The organism is Komagataeibacter intermedius TF2, from assembly GCF_000964425.1.
Taxonomy (GTDB): Bacteria; Pseudomonadota; Alphaproteobacteria; order Acetobacterales; family Acetobacteraceae; genus Komagataeibacter; species Komagataeibacter intermedius.
Window position 1 is genome coordinate 1 of record NZ_BANF01000516.1, and the last position, 313, is coordinate 313.

Consider the following 313-nt stretch of genomic DNA (forward strand, 5'->3'; position numbering starts at 1 on the left):
CTGTTCGAACTGTGGTACCAGCAGTCGTTCCTCAAGGGAAAGCTGGATGTGAAGATCGGCCAGCAGGATCTTGATACCGAATTCCTGATCAGCAATTACGCCTCGCTGTACCTGAACGCCAATTTCGGCTGGCCCATGGCGCCGTCGGTCAACCTTTACGGTGGCGGCCCGTCCTGGCCGCTGTCGTCGCCCGCCATCCGCATCCGCTACCGGCCCAGCGAAAAGTTCACCTTCATGTTCGCCGCCGCCGACGACAACCCGCCGGGCAACCGTTACAACTCGCTGCCCATCCAGCAGGCCACGGGCGCGGCTC

At 62.3% G+C, this 313-nt stretch carries 1 protein-coding gene; it reads left to right on the forward strand.

What is annotated here, in order from left to right; genetic code table 11:
- Positions 1-313, forward strand: a 313-nt coding sequence (locus tag B7449_RS18245; protein ID WP_048884027.1) for a carbohydrate porin, incomplete at both ends; no start/stop codon positions are given.